This window comes from Agrobacterium vitis, assembly GCF_013426735.1.
Taxonomy (GTDB): Bacteria; Pseudomonadota; Alphaproteobacteria; order Rhizobiales; family Rhizobiaceae; genus Allorhizobium; species Allorhizobium vitis_D.
Genome location: NZ_AP023272.1, coordinates 2506525 through 2532326 on the forward strand (window position 1 = coordinate 2506525; position 25802 = coordinate 2532326).

The window sequence follows — 25802 nt, forward strand, 5'->3', positions numbered from 1 at the left end:
TTGGTGATTTTTAAACCCGCTCGCCATTCCTGACCCGGTAGCTCGGGTTATACATGGTGACCAGCTCCTCAGACGCGGTCGGATGCACGGCCATCGTGCGATCAAAATCATCTTTGGTGCAGCCAGCCTTGAGGGTAATGCCGAGCAATTGCGCCATTTCACCAGCATCATGACCCAGAATATGGGCGCCGACCACTTTTCGGTCAGACGCATTGACGACCAGCTTCATGATCACTTTTTCGGTGCGTCCCGACAGGGTGGCCTTCATCGGCCGGAATTCGGCCTTGTAGATCTCGATCTCCGGGAACGTGCGGGCTGCCTCTTCCTCGGTCATGCCGACCGTGCCGATTTCCGGCTGCGAAAAGACCGCCGTGGCGATCAGGTCGTGATCCGGCGAGGTCGGATTGTCTTTGTATTCCGTCTCGATGAAACACATGGCCTCATGGATCGCCACCGGTGTCAGCTGCACCCGGTCCGTCACGTCACCCAATGCAAAAATGCCCGGCACGTTGGTGCGTGAGTATTGATCGACGATGATGGCGCCGCGCTCATTGACAGCAACGCCCGCCGTCTCAAGACCAAGCCCCTTGGTATAGGGATCGCGGCCCAAAGCCAGCATGACCGTTTCAGCCGAAATCACCCCATTGTTGCGGGTGCGGACGGAAAGGCCACCTGCGGCCATCTTCTCGACTTCCTCGATCACATCCGTGCAAAGAATGCGAATGCCCTTGGCTTCCATGGCCTGGTGCAGACCACGGCGGATATCCTGGTCGAAGCGCGACAGGATTTCCTTGCCGCGATAGATCAGCGTCGTATCGACGCCGAGACCATGGAAGATATTGGCAAATTCCACAGCGATATAACCGCCACCGGCAATCACGATCGAGCGGGGCAGCGTCTCCAGATGGAAGGCTTCATTGGAGGTGATGCATAGCTCGTGCCCCGGCAAGGAGGTATGCGCATTGGCAGAGCCGCCGACCGCTATGATGATCCGCTCGGCCGTCACTTCCCGTCCGGTCGCCAGCAGACGGACGCGATTGGGACCGGTCAGCTCCGCACGGCTCTCAATCAGTTCCGCACCGGCGCTGTTGAGACCCTTTCTGTACAGGCCTTCCAGACGTTCGATTTCCTGGTCCTTGGCCGCGATCAGCTTTTTCCAGTCGAAACGGCTTTCGCCCACCGTCCAGCCAAATCCCGCCGCATCCTCGAAATGCTCGTGGAACTGCGATGCATAGACGAACAGCTTTTTCGGCACGCAGCCCCTGATGACGCACGTGCCGCCAAATCGGTATTCCTCGGCAATCGCCACCCGCTTGCCCATGGATGCCGCAAGCCGGGCGCTGCGCACGCCGCCGGAGCCGCCGCCGATGACGAACAGATCATAATCGAATGATGACATGGAAAACTCCCGCAAGACGGACGGCCAAAGCGTCCCTCGAAAATTTCAGTAGATCGGCCGGACTGGCGAACAATGATGACCGCTGGCCAAAAACCATAAAATCATCCATCCCCTATATGGGAATGGATAATCACAACAACAACGGAATGCCGCCGGATCATTCCCGACCGGCCCAACGATAAAGCCCGGAACCAAGTCCGGGCTTTTCTTCAATCGGTATTATCAGATCAAGGCTTGGCGGCGGGTGCTGGAGCAGCCGGGGCCGCAGCCGGTTCGGAAGCAGGCATCTGCGCCTTCAACTGTGCACCGGCCACCTTGACCAGGGCATCATTGGTGTTCTTTTCGAGATCACGCGCCACACCGGCAGCCCAGATATCGGCGGACTTGCCAAGCTCACGATTGGCGACCGGTTGGTCCTTGATCAGCTTCTTGCCAGCCGGGCTGGAGAAGAATGCCGCAATCTGCTTCAACTCTTCCTGAGTAAACGACTTGGCATAAACCGTTGCCGCTTCCTTTTCGAGATCGCCACGGCGGGCAGCCAACGCGATGGCCTGCTGGTCAACAGTCTTGTCGATCTGGTCTTCAAGGTTTGGATAAGCCTGGATGAGCTGTGCCTTCAACCGAGCGGCGACATTCGGCAGGATATTGTCGAATACATTGGTAACGCCCAGCGCCGTGATGGCCTGACGGGCAGTATCGATCTGCGCATCCGTCACATCCTGCGCGCGAGCGGCCGGACCAGCCAGAAGCGAAGCTGCGATAACCGCACCGGCAACCATGTGACCGAGATTAAGGCGACCGAGACCCTGATATTTGCTCATAAAACTCATGCTCCTGTTTGTGTCCCCAGCGCTCGCCTCCAACGGCAGCGCCGAATTGTCATATTGGTATTATCGATGCACATGGCCGTGACGTGAACTTGCGCCAGACCATGACCATCCGGCTATCACGCCGTATCAATCACGCCACAGGCTCGATCACCCGCGCACCATCCAGGCCGGCCACGACGGCCAGCGATGCCATGCCGATGAACAGACCGTGCTCCACCACCCCGGGTATAGCATGCAATGCCTGAGAAAGGGCCACTGCATCAGGAATGCGGCCAAAAGAAGCATCGAGAATATAATGCCCACCATCTGTCATAAACAGATCGTCACCAGACATGCGCAGGCCAATCGTCCCCGACAGGCCCAGTTTGGCGGCAGCCTTTTCGATAGAGATCCGGGTTGCAATGCCACCGAATCCATTGATCTCGATGGGCAGCGGATAAGCGCCGAGTGTCTCCACCAGCTTTGTTTCGTCGGCAATGACGATCACCCGCGACGAGGCGGCAGCAACGATCTTTTCGCGCAGCAGCGCACCGCCGCCGCCCTTGATCAAGGTCAGGTGACGATCAAGCTCATCGGCGCCATCGACGGTTAGGTCCAGTTCCGGCAATTCATCGAGCGACATCAGCGGCACGCCCAGTTCCAGGCAAAGCCTTGCGGTGCGCTCCGACGTTGGCACGCCTTGAACCTTGAAACCGTCGGCGACCTTTTCAGCCAGCAACCGCACGAACTCCTCTGCGGTCGAACCGGTGCCGATGCCAAGCCGCATCCCATTTTCGACATAAGACAAAGCCAGCTCTGCGGCTTTGATCTTCATTTGACGAACGTCCATGCTGCCCGCAACTCCTCTTGCAACACTCGGCCAAGGCCTTTCGAAACTGCCGGTCAATGAAGCAAACCTTGTCGGTTTGCCAAGCATTCCGCAGAAAGTTCTCGCTGTTTACACGGGTCGCAAGCCAAACGAAAGCCCCTTTCGACGCCGTCCAATCTTGCATTCCGCCCTGAAAAACCTTAGCCCTGCCCCCCGAAACCCAAGGCTTTAAAGTGCAAATCATGGAAAGTCAGCCCGTGTCCCCAGCAATCAACGCCGCCCCCGCCACTCTTGTCTTCGACCTGGATGGAACCCTGATCGATACGGCCGAGGACCTCGTCGCCAGCCTCAACCATACCATCGCCGCTGCCGATCTGGCGCCGCTGGAGGCCGATGACCTCAACCATCTGGTCGGACACGGCGCGCGGGTGATGATCGAGCGGGCGTTCAGCCTGCGCGGCAGGCCGATTTCCGAAGATGCGTTCCAGCCCCTGCTTGAACGGTTCATCGACCATTACAAAGACAATATTCCCGGCAAAAGCCAGCCCTATCCCGGCCTGCTGGACGCCCTAGAGCGGCTCGACACGGCAGGCCACAGGCTGGCGGTCTGCACCAACAAGATGGAGGGCCTTGCCCGGCCATTGCTTGAGGGCTTGAACCTGACGGACCGGTTCGCCGCCATTACCGGCGGTGATACATTCGAGATGCGCAAGCCCGATGCCGGTCATCTGCTCGGCACGATCGCCAAGGCCGGTGGTGACCCGCGCCGGGCCATCATGATCGGCGATAGCCGCAACGACATTCTGGTGGCGCGCAATGCCGGCATCCCATCCATTGCCGTGCCTTTCGGCTATTCGGACGTGCCGGTCGCCGACCTCGATCCCGATGTGATCATCGCGCATTTCGATGAATTGACCTTGGATCTGGTCGACAGGCTCCTCAATAAGGCCAACTGAAATCCCAAAACACAAAAGGCCCGGATCAACCGGGCCTTTTGCTTATACGCTGTGCTTAAAGTTTATCAGCTCTGCACGCCGCGCGAGGTCGATGTCACGTCGAAGGCCTTGCGGGTCGCTTCATCGCGGCCATAGACGTCGTCGTAATAGCGAACCACTCCATCCTTATCCGGCCAGGCAGTGAAATAGGCGACATAAACAGGGAACTTCTGCGGCACCTGCACGGCGCGGTTCTGGCCGGAGGCAATCTGTGCATCGATGTCTTCAACTGTCGTACCCATCACGGCTGCGGCCATGACGCGGGGCTCGGCAAGACGCACACAGCCGTGGCTGAGCGCGCGCATGTCGCGCTTGAAGAAGCTCTTCGCCGGTGTGTCATGCATGTAGATGGCATGGGCATTCGGGAACAGGATCTTCAGGTCGCCCAATGCATTGTCGCTGCTTGGCGGCTGGCGCACATCAACATCGCTTGTTGTGTACCAATCGACTTGCGAAGAGGCCACCTTGCGGCCCTTGTAGCTGACTTCATAGCCGAGACGGTCGAGATAGCTCGGGTCCTGGCGCAACTTGGGCAGCATTTCATTGACAATGATCGACCGCGGAACGCCCCAGTAGGGGTTGAATTCCACCGTCTGAATCATGTTCTGGAAGAAGAAGGTCTGGTGCTGCGGCGCACCGACCACGACCTTCATGGCAATCTGCTGCTGGCGGTCGTTGAAATAATAGGCCTCGAAAGCCGGCTGGTTGATGAACACATAGCGCGGCCCCAGATCGGCAGGCAACCAGCGCAATTGCTCCATGGCAACCACGAGCTTTTCGATCTTCTCGGCATTCGAATGTCCGACCATGGTGCGGACCGTTGCCTGGCCAATGACGCCATCCGGTTTCAGACCGCGTTCCTTCTGGTAGCTCTCGACCAGCGCCACCAGTTCCGGCGTATATTCAGGCGTGCCAGTGTAGTCGGTCAGCGTCAGCGCATGCTCGGTCTTCAGCGCGTCGCTGCCATAGGTCTTGATGCCTTCGACGATATTGGCAAGCTCAGGATTGCTGCCGCCAGGCTTCAAAACGCCGGTCAGATTGATCTTGACGGGCTTGCTCTGCTGCTGATTGGCCTCTGCCACCAACTTGGCAAGCTCAGCCTTCAGCGCCTGGAACTGCGGGCTGGCCGGATCGCGGCCATGCAGATAGGCGGCGATATCCGGGCTCGAATGCACCAGATCCAGCACCGGATCGAGATTGACGGTCTTGCGCTTGAAATCGTGATAGCCTGAAATGCGGTTCGGATCGAGCCTGCCGCGTACTGTGTCCTGAACATAGGTCAGGATTTTGGCCGACAGGTTGAGTTCGAAGGCCATCAACGCCTGGCGACGGGCGTCTTCGGGCATTGTGTCGAGACCATCAGGCACTTTCACCGCATAATCGGCTGGCTCAAGCCCGGCAGTATCCGCCGTTGCCAGGGCGGCAATCGCCGACTTCGCCTTGTCGGTGATGGCGGTATCGCTGGCCCAGATCAGAGCGCCCTTGTTGTTATAATAGTTTTCCACAGCCTGCGCCACGTCGGGCGTGGCTTCGACCTTAACCTGCGACATGGCGAGATGGGCGACGGCCAGGGCATGGTCTTCACCGAAAACCGGGATCGGCATGTCCGGTGCCTTGATGGAGATCGCACGCTTGTTCTCGGCCTTATAGGCATAATAACGAGGTGCGGCGACCTTCTGGATCGGCTCTGGATCGCGCAATTGGGCCTGGGGAATGATTTCCGCCGGCGCTGGTTGGCGGCGTTCCTCCGACCTGCCACGCAGCAGATCCATCAGGGTGGTGGCGCTCGCCGTCTGCGGCAGGGCGGCCACAACCGTGGACGTGGTCAGGAGGACTGCAATCAGCGCCCGGTTCAGTGAAGGTTTCTGCAACTGCTTTCCCCATTCAGAAAGGTCAAGGTCGGGATTCGAAATCAATCCCCGAATATTAGCCGGTTCCCTAGCCGATTGCATCGGCTTTGGAAAGTTAACCATGCTAAAATGCTTGAAAAGCAGAGGGTCAACTTTAAGTGACCGATCAGCGCGCAGCCATGGTTAACACGACGTCAAGGTTAAGCCGGGAATTGGTTAAAATTCAGTAACCGGAGGTCCTTTCTTCCACCAAACTTTGATGACATTACCGCGACTGGACAACCGAACCTGTCTAAGACCGGTATGCTTTGACGCAGGCGCGAAAACATGTATCAAAGCGTCATGTTTTACGGCGACCGTCATCCTGCCGGTCAACGGAGCCATTGCCTATTCAGACCATCAGCTGGAGACACATCATGACTGCCACCCGTACCGAAACTGATACATTTGGCCCTATCGAGGTTGCCAGCGATCGATATTGGGGCGCGCAGGCGCAGCGTTCCCTGGGTAATTTCAAGATCGGCTGGGAAAAGCAGCCCCTGCCAGTGGTGCGTGCCCTCGGCATCGTCAAGCAGGCGGCGGCCCGTGCCAATATGGCGCTCGGCGGTCTGGACTCGACGCTTGGTGAAGCAATCATCAAGGCCGCGCAGGAAGTGATCGACGGCAAGCTCAACGATCATTTCCCACTGGTGGTCTGGCAGACCGGCTCCGGCACGCAATCCAACATGAACGCCAATGAAGTGATCTCCAACCGCGCCATTGAAATGCTGGGCGGGGTGATGGGTTCGAAAAAGCCTGTTCATCCCAATGACCACGTCAACATGAGCCAGTCGTCCAACGACACCTATCCGACCGCCATGCATATCGCGGCAGCCGAATATGTCGTGCACCATCTGATCCCGGGATTGAAGCATCTGCATGCGGCACTGGATGCCAAGGCCAAGGCCTTTGAGCACATCATCAAGATCGGCCGCACCCATACTCAGGACGCGACGCCGCTGACACTCGGACAGGAGTTTTCCGGCTATGCCGCACAGGTCGCCTCCTCCATCAAGCGGATCGAGCTGACGCTTCCCGGCCTTTATGAGCTGGCGCAAGGCGGCACCGCTGTCGGCACCGGGCTGAATGCCCCCATCGGCTTTGCCGAAAAGGTTGCCGAAGAGATTGCCGCGATTACCAGCCTACCCTTCGTCACCGCACCCAACAAGTTCGAGGCGCTGGCCGCCCATGACGCCATGGTGTTTGCCCATGGAGCGATCAATGCGGCGGCGGCTGCCTGCTTCAAGATCGCCAACGATATCCGCTTTCTTGGCTCCGGCCCGCGTGCTGGCCTTGGCGAACTGGCCCTTCCGGAAAACGAACCCGGCTCTTCGATCATGCCCGGTAAGGTCAATCCGACCCAGTCGGAAGCGATGACCCAGGTCTGCGCCCATATCTTCGGCAACAACGCGGCTCTTACCTTTGCAGGCAGCCAGGGCCATTTCGAGCTGAATGTCTATAACCCGATGATGGCCTATAACTTCCTGCAATCGGTGCAGCTGCTCGGCGACGCCGCCGTCTCCTTCACCGACAATTGCGTCGTTGGCATCGAGGCCCGCGAAGACAATATCAGGAAGGGCGTCGAAAACTCGCTTATGCTGGTGACGGCGCTGAACAGCAAGCTCGGCTACGACGCCTGCGCCAAGATTGCCAAGACCGCGCACAAGAACGGCACCACCCTGCGCGAGGAAGCTGTCGGCGGCGGCTATCTGACCAATGAGGAATTTGATCAGTATGTCCGGCCGGAATTGATGATCGGGCCGAAGTGATCAATCGTCGATTTTTTCGACATCAAATAAACGCGGCTCCCTCCGAGTCATTTTAAATTTTGGAGGGTGCCTCTTTTGCCATGGTGCAAAATTATTTTCGATCAGCCATTTTCCAATTTCTCGATGTATCAACTCTCGACAATCACCCCAAAAGGAGTTTTTGTCGATATTAACTTCGATAGGTTTTTCTCTTCCTTTCAGCTGCAACTGAACGAACCCGTCCGACCTTTCAAAATAATCATCCCTCGCATATTTGGGGATTTTCAAACCGAATCCATTGGGTTTTTTATAGTCGGAATTTCCGCCTTTATATCCCGTAGCAATAAAGCTGCTCATGGCTTCTTTCTCTCCTGACGTCAGGAAAACCCTAGCTCAAAACGAGCAATTTAAAATAACCAAAATTTAAACGCGCATTGAAAGTGGCTCTGGAATTTTAAATTCCAAACAAAATGTTGCGCCGCAACCTCCACTTTAGAATCGTTTGCAAACTGCGCGTCGCCGAACTAGACAAAATGCCGAAAATCCGTTTGGCAAAAAGGCTCCTTCGATGGCTGACGATCTCTTTCCCCTTGGCGAAGACACGACTCCCTACCGCAAACTGACCTCCGACTACGTCTCGGTCGAAACCTTCAAGGACCAGGACATTCTGGTGGTCGAACCGGAGGGCCTGCGGCTTCTGGCCGAAACCGCGCTTTCCGACATCAACCACCTGCTGCGTCCGGGCCATCTCAAGCAATTGGCCTCCATTCTCCAGGACCCGGAAGCGACCGACAATGACCGTTTCGTGGCCTATGACCTGCTGAAAAACGCCAATATCGCTGCAGGGGGCGTGCTGCCGATGTGCCAGGATACCGGCACGGCCATTGTCATGGGCAAGAAGGGCCGCCGCGTCTGGACGGATGGCGGCGATTATGAAGCCTTGGCCCATGGCGTGCGCGATGCTTATGAAAAGCGTAACCTGCGCTATTCGCAGTTGGCACCCTTGAAGATGTTTGAGGAAAAGAACACCAAGACCAACCTGCCCGCCCAGATCGACCTCTATGAAGAGGGCGAGGATACCTATAAATTCCTGTTCATGGCCAAGGGCGGCGGTTCGGCCAACAAGACCTTCCTTTATCAAGGCACGCCTTCGCTGCTGACCCATGACCGGATGATCGATTTTCTGAAGGACAAAATCCTGTCGCTCGGCACGGCAGCCTGTCCCCCCTACCATCTTGCGATCGTCATCGGCGGGCTTTCGGCGGAAATGAACCTGAAAACGGTCAAGCTCGCTTCGGCCCGTTACCTCGATGGCCTGCCCACCGAAGGCTCCGAAAGCGGCCATGCCTTCCGTGATATCGAGATGGAACAGGAAATCCACAAGCTGACGCAATCGCTCGGCGTCGGCGCCCAGTTCGGCGGCAAATATTTCTGTCATGACGTGCGGGTCATCCGCCTGCCGCGCCATGGCGCCTCGTTGCCGATTGGCCTCGGCGTCTCCTGTTCCGCCGACCGTCAGGCAATGGGCAAGATTACCCGCGACGGGATCTTTATCGAGCAGTTGGAAACCGATCCGTCGAAATACATGCCTGATATCGACGAGGCCGCCCTCTCCTCCTCCACGGTCAGCATCGACCTTAACCAGCCGATGAGCGCCATACTGGCCGAACTGACGAAGCATCCCGTCAAGACCCGGCTGTCGCTGACCGGCACGATCATCGTCGCCCGCGATCTGGCGCATTCCAAGATCCGCGAACGGCTCGAAAACGGCGAAGGCATGCCGGACTATATGAAAAACCATCCGGTCTATTATGCCGGTCCCGCCAAGACGCCGGAAGGCTTTGCCTCCGGTTCCTTCGGGCCAACCACGGCTGGCCGCATGGATAGCTATGTAGACCAGTTCCAGTCGTTTGGCGGTTCGATGGTCATGCTGGCCAAGGGCAACCGCTCACGCGCCGTACGTGAAGCCTGCAAGACCCATGGTGGTTTCTACCTCGGCTCCATCGGTGGCCCGGCAGCCCGGCTTGCCCAGGACTGTATCCGCCATGTTGAAGTGCTGGAATATCCGGAACTCGGCATGGAAGCCGTCTGGAAGATCGAGGTCGAAAACTTTCCGGCCTTCATCGTCACTGACGACAAGGGCAACGATTTCTTCCAGGAATTCAACCTCTGATCGTTTAATCCACGTGCAAAGGCAACAATTTGGCTTTGCACGTGGTCTACGATATTTTACTGTGGATTTTCATATAATAAATATCAATTTTACAATTACCGGCGTTCTTTACTTATTGTTTTAAATATTTGCTCACCATTCAGCCCTAATCCTGAGTGGGGATTATCGGATGGGGCTAGCAGGATGAACACCGCAACATTGGCGCGATCGCAGGGGCTCGATATCGCAACGCAAATTTCCTTTGCGATGCGCTCCATGGGCATTTCGCCGCTGCCAAGAAATTATGAGCTGTTCTATGAGGCCTATATCGGGTCCAACCCGGTTCTGACCCGCAGGGTCACCGCTCTTGGAAGCCGCGCCACCCAGGATGACCTCGACCGGATTGCCGAGGAATTTTTCGGCCATAATTCCAACCGCATTATCGAAAATGCCCATTCAAGGCTGGTTTCGGAACTGGACAATCTGCTGCGGCTGATGAAGCAGGAGCAAAGCTCGCTGGAGACCTATAACAAGCTGCTGGATGAGACCTGCTCCCGCATCAATGCCAAGAGCAGCGGCAGTGTCGAGTTGCTGCGCAATGCCATCGCACTCCTGACGCGGGCAACGGACGATACGCTGGCCCATGGCGAAAAGACGGCGGAAAGCTTTACCCAGAAATCCGTTGAAATGGATGCCGTGCGGCGTGAACTGGACGAATACAAGCGGATCGCCAATACCGATTCGTTGACCCGGCTTGCCAATCGCCGCGCCTTCGATGAGCGGATGGCCGGTCTGTTCAACTATCCCTCGACACTGACGACAACGTCGCTCATGCTGATCGATATCGACCATTTCAAGAAGATCAACGATACATTTGGCCATCCGGTTGGCGACAAGATCCTGGCAACCGTTGCTGGCGTCATCCGCGCCAATGCACCGCGTGATGCCTTCGTGGCACGGGCGGGTGGTGAGGAATTTGCCATCATCGTTGAGGGCATGCCGGATACCGAAGTCTTCGGGCTGTGCGAACGCATCCGCACCAATCTGGAAAACACCCTGTTTCGCAACTCCCGCACCGGCGTCAATTACGGTCCGGTCACGGTCTCCATCGGCTTTGCCCTGGCCGCCAATTGCCAGGACCCCGGCGAACTTTATAGCCGCAGCGATATCGCCCTTTACTGCGCAAAGAATGCCGGGCGCAATTGCAGCAGGCCGTTTGAACCGGGCATGCGCAAGGATTTCGCCAAGGGCTGGCTGATCTACAAGGGGTGAGTCTTTTTACGATTGATACGAAGGCTCGTATCAGCGTCTGAAGAGCACCTAAAGCTTGTCGCGCGACAGGCCCTTTGCCTCCATGTCGCGGAGATATTCCCCAAACTTCGTCTCACCGGTTTGCCCAAGCTCACGCAGATAGGCCCAGGTAAAGATGCCGGTATCATGGCCGTCGTCAAAACCGACCCGTACCGCATAATTGCCGGTCGGAATAAGCTTGGCAATCGCCACATTGCGCTTGCCGGGCACGGTGATCTTCTGCCCCGGCCCATGGCCCTGCACCTCTGCGGACGGTGAAAGCACCCGGAGCATTTCCGCCGCCAAACTGATGCTTTCCCCATTATCGAAAACCAGCGTCAAAAGCCGCCGATCCGGTGACACCCTGATTTCCTTCGGCCAAACTTCGCTCACCACATTCTCCCTGTCATATTTTAAAGTACCGCATGCAACACAATCCGAGCAAACCGCTTCGCACTTTTCGGTCTGATCATTTTCTTCTTCGCATCAGATGATCCGAAAACCGCTTCGCACTTTTCGGTCTGATGCTGTATCACCCGATTCAGTCCGATCCAACTTATTCCAGTCGTCCAGACTGTTGCCTTGCTTGACGGATCGCAATGCGCGCACCAGATTAGTGAGCAATCATGGAGGTTCGCTTGGATTATGCCCCCCGCCTGCACCAGCTGGCGCCAAACTTACAGGAAAATCAGGCCTTGCAGGCCCATACCGGTCTACAGCCAGTGCAGATGCCAGACAAAATGATCGATCCCTTCGGTCGGGCCGTCACCTATCTGCGGGTATCGGTGACGGACCGCTGCGATTTCCGCTGCACCTATTGCATGGCGGAAAACATGAGTTTTTTGCCGAAAAAGGACCTGCTGACACTGGAGGAGCTGGACCGACTCTGTAGTGCCTTCATCGCCAAGGGTGTGCGAAAGCTGCGTCTGACCGGTGGTGAACCGCTGGTGCGCAAGAACATCATGTTCCTGGTCCGCAACCTGTCACGCCACTTGCAAAGCGGCGCGCTTGAGGAATTGACGCTGACCACCAATGGGTCGCAACTCGCGCGCCACGCAGCCGAACTGGCCGATGCTGGCGTGCGCCGCATCAACGTTTCGCTGGATACGCTGGACGCGCAGAAATTCCATACCATCACCCGCTGGGGAGACCTCGCTCAGGTCATGAAAGGTATCGATGCGGCCCAGGCGGCGGGTATCCACATCAAAATCAATGCGGTCGCCCTGAAAGGTTTCAACGAGGAAGAACTTCCCGATCTGATGCGGTTTGCCCATGGCAGGGGTATGGATCTGACGCTGATCGAAACCATGCCGATGGGCGAAATCGACGAGGACCGCACCGACCGGTACTTGCCGCTTTCCGAGGTCCGTCAAGGATTGGCAGAGCATTTCACACTCGAAGATCTCGACTATCAGACTGGCGGCCCGGCCCGTTATCTGCATGTTGAGGAAACCGGTGGCAGGCTTGGGCTGATTACCCCCCTCACCCATAATTTCTGCGAGAGCTGCAACCGCGTTCGCCTCACCTGCACCGGCACGCTCTATATGTGTCTCGGGCAGAACGATGCGGCGGATCTTCGGGCCGCCTTGCGGGCCAGCGAGGATGACACGCTGCTGTCTGCGGCGATTGATGAGGCAATCCTGCGCAAGCCCAAGGGCCATGATTTCATCATCGACCGCACCACCCGTCGCCCTGCCGTGTCGCGCCATATGAGCGTCACCGGCGGTTAACAGGTATTTTCAAACCTTTGCATCTATTGGTTTTCTGGATAGAACACCGCATCTAACTCCGGGCAAAGTGGCCGGGTGGACTGTTTGGAAAGCTTTTACTCGATGGTGCTGACCCGAAATATGAAGGGCGCTATGTTCATGGCGGCGGCCATGGCTGGCTTCACCATCAACGACGCCCTGTCGAAATCGCTGACCGAGGTGATGAGCGTTGGACAGATCATGCTGGTGCGCGGCGCGCTGACCACGCTTCTGGTCTATTGCATCGCCCGTCAGGCCCGAGCCGTGATGTCCCCCAAATTGCTCGGCAATCCGCTGATCATGACCCGCGTGCTGTGTGAGATTCTGGCCTCGATCACCTATCTCACGGCCCTGTCTGCCATCCCGCTCGCCAATGCCGCCTCCATCCTGCAATCGCTGCCGCTGGCAGTCACGCTTGGTGCTGCGGTGTTTCTGCGCGAGCCGGTCGGCTGGCGACGCTGGCTTGCCATTATCGCTGGCTTTATCGGAGTGATGATCATCATCCGGCCCGGCCCGCAAGGCTTTACCCTGTCGGCGCTCTACGTGCTGGGCAGCGTGTTTTTCGCCGCCACCCGCGATCTGGTGACGACACGGATCGACAGGGCCACGCCCTCCATCGTCATTACCCTGATGACCGCTGCCGGAAACGGGCTGGCAGGCGCGGCGCTCATCCCGTTCCAGGGTGGCTGGCAGCCGCTATCCCTTCCGTCTTTCGGGATACTGGTCTGTGCCGCTATCTTGATGTTCATTGGCTATCAATGCATCATTCTCGCCATGCGCACCGCAGACATTTCATTCATCGCACCCTTCCGCTATTCGGGCCTGCTCTGGGCCATCGGCCTTGGCATTCTGGTGTTTCATGAATGGCCGGACCCCTGGATGCTGCTGGGCATGGCCGTTGTGGTCGGATCGGGCCTTTATACGTTCCACCGTGAACGGCTGCGGAAAATCCGCGATGCCAGCGCGCTAGTGCACTGACGCATTCACTTCGTTCATGCTTTCGTGCACTCATTTTTTGTTTATGCATCGATCCAAACTCGGCTGAAGCCTCCGTTTGGATCGATGCACTAGCGGTTTGAAACTAGGGGACGCCATGGGAGCCACGGCAACACCAACCGACCTTCCCGGCGTCATTTTGGCCGGTGGACTGTCGCGCCGCATGGGCGCGGATAAGGCAACCACTGTTATGGCAGGCCTTACTCTGCTGAACCATGTCGCCAACCGGCTGTCACCACAGGTCGGCAGTCTCGCCGTCAACAGCAACGACCCGACCCTCGCCACCCGCCTGCCCCGAATCGGCGACGCGATCAGCGGTTATGCCGGGCCATTGGCGGGCATTGCCAGCGCCATGCGGTTTGCCCGGCAAGTCTCATCCTCCAGCCATGTGCTGGTCGCCCCCATCGATACGCCCTTCCTTCCCGCCGACCTGACGCGGCGTCTACTGTCTATGGCAGCGAACGAACAAACCGTCGTGCTGGCGCGGTCGCTCGGACGTGTTCACCCGGTCGTCGGCCTCTGGCCGGTCGCGTTGAAGGAGACAATCGAGGATTGGTTGAACACGCCCGATAATCGCAAGCTCATGCACTTTGTTCAGGATCAACAGTGTATAGAGGTTGAGTTTCAAGCGATTGACACCACGCACGGCCCGCTTGATCCATTTTTCAACGTCAACAGCCCGGATGATCTAGCCCGGGCGGAAATCTATCTCAAGGCCCTGTCTCATGACATCAAATGATCGCGTTCCTCAAAGGGTATTCGGCATTTCCGGCTGGAAGAATTCAGGCAAGACGGGGCTGACCGAGCGGCTGGTTGCCGAATTCACGCAGCGTGGGTTCAGGATTTCCACGGTCAAACACGCCCATCATGATTTCGATATCGACAAGCCGGGTGCCGACAGCTACCGGCACCGTCAGGCCGGTGCGGCGGAAGTCGCCATTGTCTCAGGCACGCGTTTTGCCATCATGCATGAGCTGCGGGGAAGCCCCGAACCTTGTCTCAATGACATTTTGCACCGGCTGACACCCTGCGATCTGGTGTTGATCGAAGGCTATAAACGCGAGGCCATCCCGAAAATCGAGGCGCGACGCCTGGACGCAAAGAACGGCGCGCCACTTGCCCCTGATGATCCGCATATCGTCGCAATCGCTGCCGATCATCAGATCAACGGCACAGACCTGCCGGTCTTCGATCTCGACGACACAATGGCAATTGCCGATTTCATCGCCTCGGCTACCGGTCTTTGCAAATAAAAATGCCGCCGGATCGCTCCGGCGGCATCGATGATATCCGAGTGTGATCAGCGTGCCGCCTGCACCGGCCGCACCAGCGGAGTGACACGGCGGACGGTGACGCGCCGGTTCTGCTGTTCCGGCCCATAAGTCATCACCTTGAGGAACTGCTCGCCATAGCCCTGCGTGATCATGTTTTCCGGTGGAATACCGTAAACCTGGGTCAGGACATTGGCGACCGACTCAGCTCTGCGGTCTGACAGCACCAGGTTCGACTCAGCCGAACCGACGGCATCGGTATGGCCCTCGATCAGGAAGGTTTCGCCCGGATCGTCCTTCAGCACCCGTACAATGGCATCCGCAACCTTTTTCAAGGTGCCAGCCTGGTTCATGGAAATATCGGCGCTACCAGTCGCAAACGTCACGGTATCAAGGTCGATACGGCGCATCTTGTCGCGGATACGGGCGGAATTACGAACCTCATCAATCGTATAGACACGCTCGACAGGTTCCACCGGCGGCTGCTCCATGAACTTGTAATAATCGCGGTCGGGCGAACCGCCGACATCGATAATATAGTCATTGAGCGGCACCCGCAGGCGCATCGGGGGCAGATCCGCACCCGGATCGCGGTAGACAACGCGGCGGTCGTCGTCGGCGCTGTAGAGGTCCGGCGAATAGAACAGCACATATTCCTCGCCATTGGCATCGATGCGCGACCTCTGGATCAACTGACCATAGCGATTGCGCAGGCTGACAATCCGATCGCCGTTTTCCTTGAAGACGGTGATGCGGACACGCTGGTGATCCACCTGCTCATAGACCGGCGGGCGGCCATATTGGGCAAAGCGGCGGTTATCGTCGCTGCGGATAACGATCTGGCCACCGTAATCCATCACCTCACGGTCATCGTCGAAGCTACGCTCGACGCGGACATCGTCAGGGTAGATGAATTGCGGCTGATCGCGCAGACGGCGGCCCTGATATTGATCGATGGATTCGATCCGGATATCCGGGCGCGGACGGTTGCCGTAATAGTCCTGCTGGGCCTGCGCATCGCTTTCGGGAATTGCGTAGCGGTCCTGGTCATCGGCCTGCTGACGCAGACGGCGCAACTGATCATCGGACATGCCACGACGCCAGTTATTGTCCTTGTCGCTATCGAGCACGGGCGCACCGCGATCCACCGGCAGGATGATAGTTTCATCGGTCTGCGACGGCTTGTCAGCCAAAGCCCGCAGACGCTGCAATTCCTTCGGCGTAAACGGTGCCTGTTCCTGCGGTGGCAATTGCGGACGCAATTGCTGATCATTCACGGCATTATCAGGCGCTCCCGGACGACCGGGTTGTCCAGGCTGACCCGGCTGTCCATTTTGTCCAGCTTGACCACCCTGACCAGGAGCCCCGCCCTTTCCACCCTGACCGGGAAGACCACCCTGCTCACGAGACTGTGTGGCGTTCATTGGCGGCAACAGAGCAGGACGAGGCTTGCCAGCCTCATCATTGCCGGGACCGGGCGGTGGCGGCATGGGAGCATCGGCACGTGGTGCGGCAGGCGCGCCAGGCTGAACGGGCGGTTGCGGCGCCTTCGGTACGCCCGGTGCCTCGGCAGGCGTCTTCGGCCCACCCGGCAATGACGGTTCGGCAACCGGAGGCGCTGGAGGCTTGCCTGCTGGCGGATTGCCCGAAGGTGGCTCAGCGGGCGCGTTAGGCGCAACCGGCTTTACTTGAGGTTCAGGTGTCGTTTTGGGTTCGGGCTTGGCTTGCGGTTCCGGTTCGGCTGGCCGTGGAGCTTGCGGCTTTTGGCCTTCCTGTGGTTGGCCTTCCTGTGGTTGGCCTACCGGTGCTTGACCTACTGGGGCTTGACCTTCCGCTTGCGGATTTGGACGCTTCTGGCCTTCCGGGGCTTTTCCAGCCGGAACTTGTTCAGCCGGATTTTGAGCAGCAGGGTTCTGACCCGGCTTCTTGCCAGCCGGTCTCTGTTCTTCCGGTTTCACGGGCTGCGCTTCGCCCTTTGGCGTACCGGGCTGCGGCGTACCAGGCTGAGGTACGATGCTGCGATCACCAACGGGCGGCGTAGGTGCGCCTTTCGGCTCACCGGCAGGAGGCATGGGCGGCTGAGCTTCGCTCTTCTTCGGCTTCACCGGTTTTTCTTGCGGTTCAGCTGGAGGCTCGGCCATTTTCGGCGGCTCCATTTTCGGCGGCGGGGCAGCCTTTTGTGGCTCTATCGCTGGCTCCATCGGCTTTTCATGTTTTTTCTGTGGTGGCGGCTCGGCGGAAGGAGTCTCCATTCCCGCCGGAGGCTTTGGCCTGGTCTGTTGAGCAGGCGCTTCTTCTCTGGCAGGCGCTTCTACACGGGAAGGTGGGGCGGCCTCAGTACGGGCGGGCGGCGCCTCAGGGCGCTTCTCTTCCTTCGGCGGTTTCGTCGCCTCAGGCGGGCGTTCCTCACCCGGCTTGCCTTCTTCCGGCGGCCCCTTCTTTTTCTGCTTCGGCAGCTCTTCCGGCGGCGGCTCGGCCTGGGCCATCAGCACGATCCCGTGACCGTCAAGTGCTGTGCCAGCCGACATAGCCCGCATCCGGCCAGCAATATCCTGGCCTTCTACGAGAGTGTCGGAAGTATAAGAGGCGGCAAAGGATGGTGCGGCAACGAGATTTGCAAGTGCAATCAGCACCGATGCCGTTATCCTGGATTGTACTGCCATGGGTTTTCCTCGCAGTTGAGGCATTTTGCCTCGTTGTTCTTGAATTCGGTTCATAAACGACGTGCTTTTACACGCCGGATTCTAGGCAGGAAGATGGCTGGGTTGGAATGAACGAAGGGTGAATAGCATGTTCACGATATGAGGCGGGGAGTGGCTAGCATTAGCAGTTGCAATTTCCGCAAAAACGGAAAAACTGACGAAACGTTCCGGCGAAAATTCAAAGAAATGGCCGGCACCTGCGCCAGCGGGACACTCCCATCCCGCATGGCAACCAACAGAGAGGATCTCATGCGTATCTCTACCCGTTTTCTGGCCGCCGCCTCCCTTACTGCCCTGTCATTGTTTGCCGGTGGCGCCATGGCCGAAGAAAAGCTCGTTATTGGCACGGAAGGCGCCTATCCGCCCTTCAATAGCCTGGAAGCCGACGGTTCGCTGACCGGTTTCGACATCGATATCGCCAAGGCGCTTTGCGAAGAAATGAAGGTGACATGCACCTTCAAGACCAATGATTGGGATGGCATCATCCCCGCCTTGCAGGCGAAGAAATTCGACGCCATCGTCGCGTCGATGTCGATCACCCCCGAGCGTCTGGAAAAGGTGGATTTCTCCAAGAAATACTACAACACTCCTCCAGCCATCGCCGTACCGAAAGATTCGCCCGCCAAAAGCGTCGAAGACCTGAAGGGCAAGACCATCGGCGCGCAGAGCGCTACCACCCACGCCAATTATGCTGAAAAACATATGGCCGGTTCTGAGCTGAAGCTTTACCCGACAGCCGACGAATATAAGCTCGACATCACCAATGGCCGCATCGATGCTGTCATCGACGATGTCGTGGTGCTGACGCAATGGGTCAAAAGTGATGCGGGTGCCTGCTGCAAGATCCTGACGCCGCTGCCGATCGATGAAGCCATCAACGGTCCGGGTGCAGGCATTGCTGTTCGCAAGGGCGAAACCGCTCTGGCTGACCGCTTCACCAAGGCCATCGCCGCCATTCGTGCCAATGGCACCTACCAGAAGATCAATGCCAAATATTTCGATTTTGACGTTTACGGCGACAAATAAATCGGTTTAAGACGGCGTGATCCGGGTCTGCCCGGATCACGCACAACAGACAAAACAAAAACATGCGGCAAAGACCGCAAGGGGAATTGGCTAAATGGGCGGACTTGCTTCCGCGCTCGACGCCTTCTGGGCGCTCGTTTCGCAGATTTTCGATCCCTTTTGCGGCAGCGCCGGGATCTTCACCTGGTTTGCATCCGGGACTCTTCTGGCCTGCGGCGATGCGGGCTGGGGCGATGAAATCGGTTTCGGCTTCAAGGTAACAGTCACGCTGGCCGCAGCCACGCTGCCTTTCGGCCTGCTGATCGGCTTTCTGATTGCCCTTGCCACCCAAAGCAGCGAGCGCATGTTGCGTCAGGCAGCCGCGATCTACACGACGATCTTTCGCGGCCTGCCTGAACTCCTGACGCTGTTCATCGTCTATTACGGCTCGCAGATCCTGATCCAGTCCGTGCTCGCCTCCATGGGGTTTGAGGAACGGGTTGAAATCAACGCCTTTTTTGCAGGCATGATCGCGCTGGCTCTGGTGTTTTCCTCCTATTGCGCCGAGGTGTTGCAATCGGCATTCCGGGCCATTCCCTCCGGTCAATATGAGGCGGGCTTTGCCATCGGCCTGTCGCGCACCAAGACCATGTTGCTGGTGATCGTGCCGCAATTGATCCGCATCGCCCTGCCCGGCATTGTCAATCTTTGGATGAACCTTTTGAAGGATACCGCGCTGGTCTCGGTTATCGGCCTCTCCGACATTATCCGCCAGACCGGCATTGCCGCTCGTGTCACCAAGGAAGCCTTTCTGTTTTATACGATTGCCTGTGCGCTTTATCTGCTGCTGGCAATCCTATCCTCCATCGCCATCGGCTATATCGAAAACTGGACGAAACAGTCGGGGGCGAACAGATGAGCCACAGTCTCGAACTGATCCCACCGCGCCCTGCCCCGCCAAGACATGAGCATCGCGTCACCCCTGGCAGAGTATTGGGCGGATCTTTGCTGCTGGTTTGGGCTTTGCTCGGCCTTGGCCTGCTGGCGATGATGATCGGCAATTGGGACCAGGATAAATTCATCAAATACGGCCCGCGTTTTCTCTCTGGCCTTGGGACGACGCTCAGCATCGTCGTCATCTCGATTGCCGCAGGTGCGGTCCTCTCTATCCCGATCGCCTTTGGGCGGATGTCGAAAAACCGTCTGGCCAATGCCCTAACCTATGCCTATGTCTATGTCTTTCGCGGTACGCCGCTGCTGGCGCAGGTGTTTCTGGTCTATTACGGCCTGGGCGGGTTCCGGACGGAATTCGAGGCTGTTGGTCTCTGGTGGTTCTTCCGCGACGCCTGGTACTGCGGGTTGCTAGCACTGTCGCTGAACACGGCAGCCTATCAGGCAGAGATCCTGCGCGGCGCGATCCGCAGCGTTGGACGCGGCCAGCATGAAGGTGCCGCTTCGCTAGGTCTGCCGCGCACCGTCACCTTCTGGAAAATCATCCTGCCGCAGGCGCTGATCGTCGCGCTCCGGCCTTACGGCAATGAAATCATCCTGATGGTCAAGGGCTCAGCCATCCTGTCGATCATCACCGTTCTCGACATGATGGGCGAGACCCGCTACGCCTTCTCGCGCACCTTTGACTACCAGACCTATCTCTGGGCAGCGATCTTCTATCTCGCCATCGTCGAGATTCTGCGCCACGGCTGGGCCGCCATCGAGATACGGTTGACGCGCCATCTCAAACGATGACACATGTTGGCAGCACTCAGGGCAATACGCTGCTAACCATATGATTTTTATTTCGAAATGTCATTTATGACGGTTTTGTTAAGCCTCGATTAAGCCTCGCATGGAACCATTCTTGTATCGGACGAACCGATGCGCGACGGGCAGGGTGAACCTGTTCGCCGGGATCAGAATGGGAACGAAACGAGGTTGCCATGAACACTGACATCAGGAATGACGACACACCTAAATCTGGCATGACTTCCGATATGGAAATGATGCTGAAAGGCTATGGCATGACCACAGCGCAAATTCTCTACCGCATGCCTGATCACCAAAACCTGCTGCAAACCTTCATCTGGCAGAATTACGATCTGGCCCCGGATTTTCCGGAAATGCGCGGCTTTCTGAAATTCTGGCAGGAAAAGCTGGATGGGCCATTGCATTCGGTGCGCTATGTGCATCGGAAACTGATTGCCGCCAATGAATGGCGCGCTCTGAAAGGCGAATTCATCCTGCATTGACAGCCGATTACGGCGCGCAAGCTGGCAATATTGCCAAACGCGCCATGAGCCGGTAGACCCTCACGCCAAACGCCTGTTCATAAGCCTTGCCATTGACTTTCAATGCCGGGCCGAGATCATGCGGCTGGATTGAAATTTACGCCAGAGCCTGATGCGCCGGTCCGGTGCGCGGCGGCGTGATGTGAGGGTAACGCAATGGCGAAAATCGATGAAGAGAAGCTGTCTGAGGCCTATAACCGGGCCTTGGCGCTTGAAAAGGCTGGCGATATCGACGCTGCGGTGAAGGCCTATCACGAGGTTCTGGAAATCGACCCGGAAGACCATGGCGGTGCTGCCGTTCGCCTCGCCTCGCTTGGCCGTGGTGAAACGCCGCCGCGTGCCTCCGATGCCTATGTCGAGACGCTGTTTGACCAGCATGCCGAGGACTTCGAAGATATTCTTGTCGAACAGCTTGGCTACGCCGTGCCGGTTATCGTTCGCCAGCGCTTGCAGGAGTTGAAGCTTGGCCCGTTCAAGCGCTTGCTGGATCTCGGCTGCGGCACCGGCCTGACGGGCGGCACCCTGCGTGACATGGTGGACGATATTACCGGCATCGATCTTTCGGAAAACATGGTCGAGATCGCCCATGAAAAAGACCTTTACGACACGCTTTACGTGGCCGAAGTCGAGGATTTCCTTGAGGATAATGACGAGGACCTGTTCGACCTGATCACCGCCACCGATGTCCTGCCCTATCTCGGCGCACTTGAGCCGCTGTTTTTCGGCGTGTCGGAAAATCTGATGCTGGGCGGCTATTTCATCTTCTCCTCGGAAACCATGGGCGAGGATGTCCCCTACAAGGTCGGCCCGCATCAGCGCTTCGTCCATGCGCAGACCTATATCCGCGAACGATTGGCCGCCACCGGCTTTGAGGTCGTTGAAGTCACCGATATCAATGTGCGGATGCAGGATGGTGAGCCTTCTCCCGGCCATCTGGTGATCACACAGTTAAAAACCTTGAACTGACCTAAAAGCCGCGAGGGCGAGATGACAGGACCAGATCTTCATCCGCCCTTGCCGCCCTACCGAACTGGCCATCTGCCGGTCAGCGACGGCCACCAGATCTATTTCGAATGCAGCGGCGACCGTAAGGGCATCCCGGCCCTCATTCTGCATGGCGGCCCCGGTTCCGGCCTGTCCGAAACCACACGGCGATTCTTCGATCCCGCGCACTATCACATCATCCAGTTCGACCAGCGCCATTGCGGCCGCAGTCTTCCCTTTGCTGGCGATCCGGTGGTCGATCTTAGCACCAACACGCTGCCGCATCTGCTTGAGGATATCGAAGCGCTGCGCTTCCATCTTGGCATTGAGTACTGGCTGGTGATGGGTGGCTCCTGGGGATCGACGCTGGCGCTCGCCTATGCCCAAGCGCATCGGACACGGGTTCTCGGCCTGCTGCTGACCATGGTGGTCACGACAAGTGCTGTCGAAATCGAATGGATTACGCGCGGCGTCGGACAGTTTTTTCCGGCAGAACATGCGCGCTTTCTCGACCATCTTCCAGACGATCAACGAGACGGCGATCTCGCTACCGCCTATCACCGGCTGCTGATCAATCCTGACAAACAGATTCATGAAAAGGCCGCAAGTGCCTGGTGCGCATGGGAATCTGCCATTCTCGCCGTGAAACCGGGCTATAGTCCTCATCCCAGATGGTCGGATGCGCGTTTTCGGCTGTGTTTTGCCCGGCTCGTCACCCACTACTGGTCGCATCGTGCTTGGCTCGCTGACGGAGACATTCGTCAAGGAATCAAACTGTTGGACGGCATTCCTGCCATATTGATTCACGGTCGCCTCGATTTCGGCAGTCCTCTTAAGACCGCCTATGAGCTACACCTTGCCTGGCCGGGCAGTCGCCTGATTGTCGTTGAGGATGGCGAACACAATATCAGCGTTCCGGGCATGACGGCTAAGGTCATCGAGACCCTGAAATTCCTTGCCCGCGAATTGAAAGCCTGAGCCATCGCGCGGCCATCAGGACGGGGATCAGCCCAGAAATTACTTTTCCTGCATGGCGGGCTGCGATACCTCTGGCGGCGCGCAATAAGCAAAGGAGACTTAAGACATGGCCAAGGTGGCATTCATCGGATTGGGCGTCATGGGCTATCCCATGGCCGGACACCTGAAGGCGAAGGGCGGCCATGATGTGACGGTCTATAACCGCACCACGGCCAAGGCCGAAAGCTGGGTAGCCCAGCACGGCGGGTCGCTTGGCCTGACACCGGCAGCAGCTGCGAAAGATGCCGATTTCGTGTTCACCTGCGTCGGCAATGACGATGACCTGCGTGCCGTCACCATTGGCGCCGATGGCGTATTTGCCAGCATGAAACCCGGTGCGATCTTGATCGACAACACCACGGCCTCAGCGGACGTGGCCCGCGAACTCTATCAGGCTGCAAAGGCCAAAGGCTTTGACTTCATCGATGCGCCGGTGTCCGGCGGCCAGGCTGGAGCGGAAAATGGTGTGTTGACCGTGATGTGCGGCGGAGACGAGCCGGTCTTCGAGCAGGCCCGCCCGGTGATCGAAGCCTATGCACGAATGATCGGCCTGATGGGGCCAGCAGGTTCCGGCCAGTTGACCAAGATGATCAACCAAATCTGCATTGCCGGTATCGTGCAGGGCTTGGCAGAGGGCGTGCATTTCGGCAAGCGGGCCGGTCTCGACATCGAAAAAGTCATCGAGGTGATTTCCAAGGGCGCTGCCGGTTCCTGGCAGATGGAAAACCGCCACAAGACCATGGCCGTTGGCAAATATGATTTTGGCTTTGCCGTCGATTGGATGCGCAAGGATCTAGGCATCGTGCTGAACGAAGCCAAGACCAATGGCGCCACCCTACCGCTTACAGCTCTCGTCGATCAGTTCTATGGGGACGTGCAGAAGCTTGGAGGCAATCGCTGGGACACATCATCCCTGCTGGCCCGGCTGGAAAAGTGATAAGATTGGGGAGCCTGTCCATCAGGCTCCCCAGCCATTATTCCTCACCCGATTTGTTATTATCGAGCATCATGTAATCAAGCGGCAATTCGGTCGTATATTTGATCTGCTCCATGGCGAAGGCCGAGGATACGTCACGGATCTCAATCTTGGCAATCAACCGCTTGTAGAAGGCGTCATAGGCGCCGATATCAGGCACCACGACCCGCAGCAGGTAATCCACATCGCCGCTCATGCGATAGAATTCGACCACTTCGGGAAATTCAGCCACCACTTCGGAAAACCGCTTCAACCATTCAATCGAATGGGTATTGGTGCGCACCGAAACGAAGACCGTGACCTTGGTATTGACCTTGACCGGATCGAGCAGCGCTACACGACGCTTGATCACGCCATCTTCTTCCATTTTCTGGATACGCCGCCAACAGGGCGTGGTGGAAAGGCCGACCTTCTTGGCGAGGTCAGCAACGGCAAGAGTGGAATCCTCCTGCAAAATACGCAGAATTTTACGGTCCAGACGATCCATGAGCGACACCATTGAAATTTTTTTCCGGTATAGCGCAATTTGGAGCAAACGAAAGCAAAATGCTTTCACCGCAGACAGTGATCCACTTGCTTTTTCAAGACAGGTAGCAATTCTGCCTCAAACCACGGATTGCGGCGCAGCCAACCACTGTTTCGCCAACTGGGATGCGGCAGCGGCAAAATCTTCGGCCCGGGCCGGTTGGTAAAAAACGATTCGCGCCAGCTTTCCACCGTGGCATGCAAGGTTGGTTTTCGCAGGTTGCCCATGTGCCAGCGTTGCGCATATTGGCCGATGGCAAGCACCAGCTCCACCTGAGGCATGACAGCCATGGCCGCTTCCCGCCAATGGGGCGCGCATTCTCGCCGTGGCGGCAGGTCGTGACCGCTGGTGTCGTATCCCGGAAAGCAGAAGCCCATCGGCAGGATGGCAAAGTTGCGACTATCGTAAAACGCCTCTCGGTCCACGCCCAGCCATTGCCGCAGCCGGTCGCCGGAGGCATCGTTGAAGGGCAGTCCGGTTTCATGCACCCGCTTGCCCGGCGCCTGCCCGGCAATCAGAATGCGGGCAGTGGACGACAGGACCGCTACAGGCCTGGGCTCATGCGGCAGGACCGTTGGCTGCGTGGGACAATCTCGACAGATCCGGCAGGCGTGAATGGCGGCGCGCAATCCGTCGAGGTCAACAGGCAAGCTCACGGTCAATTTTCGTCCTGCCTGCGGATAATATCATTGCGAGGATGCAGCCTTCGCCATTCTTCCGGCCGGTCGAACGCGCCGGCCCAAAGCCCCACTTTGTCTGCCTGGGCCTGCTTTTCCTCACTTTCATAGCCGCCCGCATTCAAAACGAGACCGGAGCGAACCATCTCGGCGCCGACATCGCGGCCCATGACATTACAGGTCACAAGAATACGATCGTTGTCGATGCGGTCCGACCCCTGGCAGAGGACGCCAGCCTGAGCCATACGCTGGGCCAGACCGAATCGGGCCTGCGCACCGCAAAGCTGGACCACGCCATCCTCACCCCGGCACCGCTGACCAATTTCGGGTGAATCCAGGCCTTTGAGTTGCAGGCGTTGACCATTTGTCACCAATGTTTCACCATCGGCAATCACGAAAGGGCCATCGAAGGACGGCATCTTGCGGGGCCAGAAGGCGGCGGCAATCATCGTGCCGATAACCAGGCAGACGAAGGTGGCAGCAATGATCCGATGCATGCGTGAC

The 25802-nt window shown here is 57.8% G+C and carries 25 protein-coding genes; 15 read left to right on the forward strand and 10 right to left on the reverse strand.

Annotated elements, in window-relative coordinates; translation table 11 throughout:
- Nucleotides 1-10 precede the first annotated feature (10 nt).
- The 3 genes from gor to rpiA form a co-directional block, all read right to left on the reverse strand.
- Nucleotides 11-1399, reverse strand: a complete 1389-nt coding sequence (gor, locus tag H1Y61_RS11530) for a glutathione-disulfide reductase (RefSeq protein ID WP_180572688.1) — start codon at nt 1397-1399, stop codon at nt 11-13.
- A gap of 227 nt (nt 1400-1626) precedes the next feature.
- Nucleotides 1627-2220: a DUF2059 domain-containing protein gene (locus H1Y61_RS11535; protein WP_180572689.1), complete on the reverse strand. Its 594-nt coding sequence runs from the start codon at nt 2218-2220 to the stop codon at nt 1627-1629.
- A gap of 139 nt (nt 2221-2359) precedes the next feature.
- Nucleotides 2360-3058 carry a ribose-5-phosphate isomerase RpiA gene (gene rpiA, locus H1Y61_RS11540; protein ID WP_180572690.1) on the reverse strand — a complete coding sequence of 233 codons (699 nt, stop codon included), beginning with the start codon at nt 3056-3058 and terminating at the stop codon, nt 2360-2362.
- A 221-nt stretch (nt 3059-3279) separates the two neighbouring features.
- Here rpiA and H1Y61_RS11545 point away from each other — a divergent pair, with 221 nt between their 5' ends.
- Complete coding sequence (locus H1Y61_RS11545) at nt 3280-3993, forward strand: HAD family hydrolase (protein WP_180572691.1); 714 nt, start codon at nt 3280-3282, stop codon at nt 3991-3993.
- Between the two features lie 65 nt (nt 3994-4058).
- Here H1Y61_RS11545 and H1Y61_RS11550 read toward each other — a convergent pair whose 3' ends face one another.
- A complete protein-coding gene (locus H1Y61_RS11550; protein ID WP_180572692.1) occupies nt 4059-5903 on the reverse strand; it encodes a L,D-transpeptidase family protein in 1845 nt (614 codons plus the stop codon).
- A 395-nt stretch (nt 5904-6298) separates the two neighbouring features.
- Between H1Y61_RS11550 and fumC the strand changes: the two genes are divergently transcribed.
- On the forward strand, nt 6299-7690 hold the full coding sequence (gene fumC, locus H1Y61_RS11555) for a class II fumarate hydratase (protein ID WP_180572693.1): 1392 nt from the start codon (nt 6299-6301) through the stop codon (nt 7688-7690).
- On the opposite strand, the gene H1Y61_RS11560 is transcribed toward fumC, so the two are convergent.
- Complete coding sequence (locus tag H1Y61_RS11560) at nt 7691-8026, reverse strand: hypothetical protein (protein ID WP_180572694.1); 336 nt, start codon at nt 8024-8026, stop codon at nt 7691-7693. It lies immediately after the preceding gene.
- A 211-nt stretch (nt 8027-8237) separates the two neighbouring features.
- On the opposite strand from H1Y61_RS11560, the gene H1Y61_RS11565 reads away from it, so the two are divergent.
- Nucleotides 8238-9842, forward strand: a complete 1605-nt coding sequence (locus H1Y61_RS11565; RefSeq protein WP_180572695.1) for a fumarate hydratase — start codon at nt 8238-8240, stop codon at nt 9840-9842.
- A gap of 183 nt (nt 9843-10025) precedes the next feature.
- On the forward strand, nt 10026-11093 hold the full coding sequence (locus H1Y61_RS11570) for a GGDEF domain-containing protein (RefSeq protein ID WP_071206728.1): 1068 nt from the start codon (nt 10026-10028) through the stop codon (nt 11091-11093).
- A gap of 48 nt (nt 11094-11141) precedes the next feature.
- On the opposite strand, the gene H1Y61_RS11575 is transcribed toward H1Y61_RS11570, so the two are convergent.
- A complete protein-coding gene (locus H1Y61_RS11575) occupies nt 11142-11507 on the reverse strand; it encodes a gamma-butyrobetaine hydroxylase family protein (RefSeq protein ID WP_180572696.1) in 366 nt (121 codons plus the stop codon).
- A gap of 332 nt (nt 11508-11839) precedes the next feature.
- On the opposite strand from H1Y61_RS11575, the gene moaA reads away from it, so the two are divergent.
- From moaA to mobB, 4 genes are all read left to right on the forward strand, one after another.
- Nucleotides 11840-12841: a GTP 3',8-cyclase MoaA gene (gene moaA, locus H1Y61_RS11580; RefSeq protein ID WP_180574493.1), complete on the forward strand. Its 1002-nt coding sequence runs from the start codon at nt 11840-11842 to the stop codon at nt 12839-12841.
- A gap of 102 nt (nt 12842-12943) precedes the next feature.
- Nucleotides 12944-13837 carry a DMT family transporter gene (locus H1Y61_RS11585; RefSeq protein ID WP_180572697.1) on the forward strand — a complete coding sequence of 298 codons (894 nt, stop codon included), beginning with the start codon at nt 12944-12946 and terminating at the stop codon, nt 13835-13837.
- Between the two features lie 115 nt (nt 13838-13952).
- Complete coding sequence (gene mobA / locus H1Y61_RS11590) at nt 13953-14594, forward strand: molybdenum cofactor guanylyltransferase MobA (protein WP_180572698.1); 642 nt, start codon at nt 13953-13955, stop codon at nt 14592-14594.
- The gene (mobB, locus tag H1Y61_RS11595; RefSeq protein ID WP_180572699.1) at nt 14581-15108 is read left to right on the forward strand and encodes a molybdopterin-guanine dinucleotide biosynthesis protein B; all 528 of its coding nucleotides are present in this window, start codon (nt 14581-14583) and stop codon (nt 15106-15108) included. The genes mobA and mobB overlap by 14 nt, the downstream gene beginning before the upstream one ends.
- Before the next feature lie 47 nt (nt 15109-15155).
- On the opposite strand, the gene H1Y61_RS11600 is transcribed toward mobB, so the two are convergent.
- Nucleotides 15156-17789 (reverse strand): OmpA family protein, encoded by a 2634-nt coding sequence (locus tag H1Y61_RS11600; protein WP_180572700.1) that lies wholly within the window; start codon nt 17787-17789, stop codon nt 15156-15158.
- A 288-nt stretch (nt 17790-18077) separates the two neighbouring features.
- Here H1Y61_RS11600 and H1Y61_RS11605 point away from each other — a divergent pair, with 288 nt between their 5' ends.
- The 7 genes from H1Y61_RS11605 (at nt 18078) to H1Y61_RS11635 (ending at nt 24056) form a co-directional block, all read left to right on the forward strand.
- Complete coding sequence (locus tag H1Y61_RS11605; RefSeq protein ID WP_180572701.1) at nt 18078-18854, forward strand: ABC transporter substrate-binding protein; 777 nt, start codon at nt 18078-18080, stop codon at nt 18852-18854.
- Nucleotides 18855-18948: 94 nt separating this feature from the next.
- Complete coding sequence (locus tag H1Y61_RS11610) at nt 18949-19752, forward strand: ABC transporter permease (protein WP_180572702.1); 804 nt, start codon at nt 18949-18951, stop codon at nt 19750-19752.
- Complete coding sequence (locus tag H1Y61_RS11615; RefSeq protein WP_180572703.1) at nt 19749-20579, forward strand: ABC transporter permease; 831 nt, start codon at nt 19749-19751, stop codon at nt 20577-20579. Before H1Y61_RS11610 ends, H1Y61_RS11615 begins: the two co-directional genes overlap by 4 nt.
- A 233-nt stretch (nt 20580-20812) precedes the next feature.
- Nucleotides 20813-21079 carry an usg protein gene (locus tag H1Y61_RS11620; protein WP_041696536.1) on the forward strand — a complete coding sequence of 89 codons (267 nt, stop codon included), beginning with the start codon at nt 20813-20815 and terminating at the stop codon, nt 21077-21079.
- 195 nt (nt 21080-21274) lie between these two features.
- On the forward strand, nt 21275-22084 hold the full coding sequence (locus tag H1Y61_RS11625) for a methyltransferase domain-containing protein (RefSeq protein WP_180572704.1): 810 nt from the start codon (nt 21275-21277) through the stop codon (nt 22082-22084).
- Nucleotides 22085-22105: 21 nt separating this feature from the next.
- Entirely contained in the window at nt 22106-23080 is a 975-nt protein-coding gene (gene pip / locus H1Y61_RS11630) for a prolyl aminopeptidase (RefSeq protein ID WP_180572705.1), read from the forward strand.
- A gap of 106 nt (nt 23081-23186) precedes the next feature.
- The gene (locus H1Y61_RS11635) at nt 23187-24056 is read left to right on the forward strand and encodes an NAD(P)-dependent oxidoreductase (RefSeq protein ID WP_180572706.1); all 870 of its coding nucleotides are present in this window, start codon (nt 23187-23189) and stop codon (nt 24054-24056) included.
- A gap of 37 nt (nt 24057-24093) precedes the next feature.
- On the opposite strand, the gene H1Y61_RS11640 is transcribed toward H1Y61_RS11635, so the two are convergent.
- The 3 genes from H1Y61_RS11640 to H1Y61_RS11650 all read right to left on the reverse strand — a co-directional run bounded on the left by H1Y61_RS11640 (nt 24094) and on the right by H1Y61_RS11650 (nt 25795).
- A complete protein-coding gene (locus tag H1Y61_RS11640; protein WP_015915887.1) occupies nt 24094-24582 on the reverse strand; it encodes an Lrp/AsnC family transcriptional regulator in 489 nt (162 codons plus the stop codon).
- 65 nt (nt 24583-24647) lie between these two features.
- Nucleotides 24648-25283, reverse strand: a complete 636-nt coding sequence (locus H1Y61_RS11645) for a uracil-DNA glycosylase family protein (RefSeq protein WP_180572707.1) — start codon at nt 25281-25283, stop codon at nt 24648-24650.
- Complete coding sequence (locus H1Y61_RS11650; RefSeq protein ID WP_180572708.1) at nt 25280-25795, reverse strand: thermonuclease family protein; 516 nt, start codon at nt 25793-25795, stop codon at nt 25280-25282. The genes H1Y61_RS11645 and H1Y61_RS11650 overlap by 4 nt, the downstream gene beginning before the upstream one ends.
- Nucleotides 25796-25802: the final 7 nt, after the last annotated feature.

What these genes read in the sequence shown, in the direction of transcription:
- gor (WP_180572688.1), bottom strand. Translation starts at nt 1,399, where the DNA reads ATGTCATCATTCGATTATGATCTGTTCGTCATCGGCGGCGGCTCCGGC.
- H1Y61_RS11535 (WP_180572689.1), bottom strand. Translation starts at nt 2,220, where the DNA reads ATGAGCAAATATCAGGGTCTCGGTCGCCTTAATCTCGGTCACATGGTT.
- rpiA (WP_180572690.1), bottom strand. Translation starts at nt 3,058, where the DNA reads ATGGACGTTCGTCAAATGAAGATCAAAGCCGCAGAGCTGGCTTTGTCT.
- H1Y61_RS11545 (WP_180572691.1), top strand. Translation starts at nt 3,280, where the DNA reads ATGGAAAGTCAGCCCGTGTCCCCAGCAATCAACGCCGCCCCCGCCACT.
- fumC (WP_180572693.1), top strand. Translation starts at nt 6,299, where the DNA reads ATGACTGCCACCCGTACCGAAACTGATACATTTGGCCCTATCGAGGTT.
- H1Y61_RS11560 (WP_180572694.1), bottom strand. Translation starts at nt 8,026, where the DNA reads ATGAGCAGCTTTATTGCTACGGGATATAAAGGCGGAAATTCCGACTAT.
- H1Y61_RS11565 (WP_180572695.1), top strand. Translation starts at nt 8,238, where the DNA reads ATGGCTGACGATCTCTTTCCCCTTGGCGAAGACACGACTCCCTACCGC.
- H1Y61_RS11570 (WP_071206728.1), top strand. Translation starts at nt 10,026, where the DNA reads ATGAACACCGCAACATTGGCGCGATCGCAGGGGCTCGATATCGCAACG.
- moaA (WP_180574493.1), top strand. Translation starts at nt 11,840, where the DNA reads ATGCCAGACAAAATGATCGATCCCTTCGGTCGGGCCGTCACCTATCTG.
- H1Y61_RS11585 (WP_180572697.1), top strand. Translation starts at nt 12,944, where the DNA reads ATGGTGCTGACCCGAAATATGAAGGGCGCTATGTTCATGGCGGCGGCC.
- mobA (WP_180572698.1), top strand. Translation starts at nt 13,953, where the DNA reads ATGGGAGCCACGGCAACACCAACCGACCTTCCCGGCGTCATTTTGGCC.
- mobB (WP_180572699.1), top strand. Translation starts at nt 14,581, where the DNA reads ATGACATCAAATGATCGCGTTCCTCAAAGGGTATTCGGCATTTCCGGC.
- H1Y61_RS11600 (WP_180572700.1), bottom strand. Translation starts at nt 17,789, where the DNA reads ATGGCAGTACAATCCAGGATAACGGCATCGGTGCTGATTGCACTTGCA.
- H1Y61_RS11605 (WP_180572701.1), top strand. Translation starts at nt 18,078, where the DNA reads ATGCGTATCTCTACCCGTTTTCTGGCCGCCGCCTCCCTTACTGCCCTG.
- H1Y61_RS11610 (WP_180572702.1), top strand. Translation starts at nt 18,949, where the DNA reads ATGGGCGGACTTGCTTCCGCGCTCGACGCCTTCTGGGCGCTCGTTTCG.
- H1Y61_RS11615 (WP_180572703.1), top strand. Translation starts at nt 19,749, where the DNA reads ATGAGCCACAGTCTCGAACTGATCCCACCGCGCCCTGCCCCGCCAAGA.
- H1Y61_RS11620 (WP_041696536.1), top strand. Translation starts at nt 20,813, where the DNA reads ATGACTTCCGATATGGAAATGATGCTGAAAGGCTATGGCATGACCACA.
- H1Y61_RS11625 (WP_180572704.1), top strand. Translation starts at nt 21,275, where the DNA reads ATGGCGAAAATCGATGAAGAGAAGCTGTCTGAGGCCTATAACCGGGCC.
- pip (WP_180572705.1), top strand. Translation starts at nt 22,106, where the DNA reads ATGACAGGACCAGATCTTCATCCGCCCTTGCCGCCCTACCGAACTGGC.
- H1Y61_RS11635 (WP_180572706.1), top strand. Translation starts at nt 23,187, where the DNA reads ATGGCCAAGGTGGCATTCATCGGATTGGGCGTCATGGGCTATCCCATG.
- H1Y61_RS11640 (WP_015915887.1), bottom strand. Translation starts at nt 24,582, where the DNA reads ATGGATCGTCTGGACCGTAAAATTCTGCGTATTTTGCAGGAGGATTCC.
- H1Y61_RS11650 (WP_180572708.1), bottom strand. Translation starts at nt 25,795, where the DNA reads ATGCATCGGATCATTGCTGCCACCTTCGTCTGCCTGGTTATCGGCACG.